This window comes from Pseudomonas sp. P5_B2, from assembly GCF_056400445.1.
The window spans coordinates 1-1,698 of the sequence record NZ_JBFULH010000780.1 but is presented as its reverse complement, the minus strand read 5'-3'; the positions used below and the strand labels follow the sequence as shown (position 1 = coordinate 1,698).

Sequence of the window (1,698 nt, the reverse complement as noted above, 5' to 3'; positions counted from 1 at the left end):
GGCGGCGGCAAGCGGTGCAAATGGAAGACGTTTTGACATGGGAATTCTCCGACAAATCAGAAAGGCGCGTCGCCYTGGATGGTGGTGCGAAACAGCTTGCGGCGCAGATGGCTGGGGCATCCGGCGGCGAGGTGGATCAGCGAGCGGTTGTCCCAGAACACCAGGTCGTGAGGCTGCCATTGATGGCGGTAGATGTTTTGCGGCAGCACGCTATGGGCGTAGAGCTCATCAAGCAGTTGCTTGCTCTCGTCTTCCGGCAAACCGACGATCCGCGTGGTAAAGCCTTCGCTGACGAACAACGCCTTGCGCCCGTTTTCCGGGTGCGTGCGCACAATGGGATGAACCACTTCGGCGACTTGAGCGAGCTGCTCCGGCGTCAGGGTCGGGCGCCAGTTGCCYTCGAATTTGGTCTCGCTGTAACGCGCAGTGTAGGAATGCGCGGCGGATCGGCCTTCAACCGCTTTGCGCAGCGCGTCGGGCAGGTTGTCCCAAGCTTTGTGCATGTCGGCGAATAAGGTGTCGCCGCCTTCAGACGGCAACTCCTGGGCGTGCAGCATCGAGCCAAGGCTGGGCAGCTCTTTATAGGAAAGGTCGGAGTGCCAGAACTTGCCGGCGTCACCGAGGCCGATGGATTGGCCGTTTTCGATGATGTTGGAAACGATGWGGATTTCCGGGTGGCCGGCCAGCAGGAATTGTTTGAGCACATGGATCTGCAACACGCCGAATCTACGGCTGAAGGCGATCTGCTGCTCAGGGGTAATACGCTGGTCGCGAAACACCACGACGTGATAATCCAGGTGCGCGCGATGGATGCGGGCGAAGTCCTGATCGTTGATGGATCGAGACAGGTCGAGGCCGATGATTTCAGCGCCGACGGCGCCGCTGAACGGGCGGATGTCGAAGGTTTGAGGCGCGATGCCTTGAGAGGCATTCGCTGAAGACAAAGAGACGGCTGACATAAAAAATCACTCCCACGCACGGCGCGCTCAAAGGCGCACGCGTCGATCAAGAAACTCACGGAGGTCCCGTGTTGGTTCGTGTCGTGCGGCGCGCCGATTGGTCGGCGGGTACGCAGGAGAGTGACTTTATAGATATAAGAATTGAAATTTAAATACCGATAGTGAATAACGATATGGCTTTTGAGGTGAGTTGTCCTTGAGGCCGCCATCGCGAGCAAGCCGAGAACTACCCCTCGTGCATTCGCCTCGACCCGCAAGGTGTCGTCCAGCGGCACGATTTCCACCAGGTGCCTGTCCAGCTGACCCGGTCTTCCAGCGCTTTGCCGGTGGCCTTGTTCGGATCGGGGCATGCTTCGTTGGGTTGGCCTATGCTGCTGACAGCAAGACGCTGGTCATTTCTGAGGGATGTTCAATGTTCTACGTGCAACGCGGTGCGCAAGGCCAGTTAGTGCGCGTGGAAGCCGCAGCCTACGCCGAGTCCACGGAAACACTGCCGGCCGACAGCCATGAAATCCAGGCCTGGTATGCAAACGAAGTGGTGGAAACCAGCCTTAAACAGCTCAAGCAGAGTGACCTGGAAATGATCCGGGTACTCGACGACTTGATCCAAGTGCTGACCAGTAAAGGCGTGATCCGCGTCACTGACCTGCCAGCAGCAGCACAGGCCAAACTGATGGACCGGACCCAGGCCCGTGAAGCGTTGGGCGGGTTGAGTCACTTGATTGATGATGACGAGACG

At 58.5% G+C, this 1,698-nt stretch carries 2 protein-coding genes; one reads left to right on the top strand and one right to left on the bottom strand.

The window, feature by feature from the left end:
* Positions 1-56 precede the first annotated feature (56 nt).
* Positions 57-959, bottom strand: coding sequence for a TauD/TfdA dioxygenase family protein (locus AC1DRJ_RS26695; protein WP_477804790.1), 903 nt, complete (start codon positions 957-959; stop codon positions 57-59).
* A 412-nt stretch (positions 960-1,371) separates the two neighbouring features.
* Here AC1DRJ_RS26695 and AC1DRJ_RS26690 point away from each other — a divergent pair.
* Positions 1,372-1,698, top strand: a 327-nt coding sequence (locus tag AC1DRJ_RS26690) for a tryptophan synthase subunit beta (RefSeq protein WP_477804789.1), incomplete at its 3' end; no start/stop codon positions are given.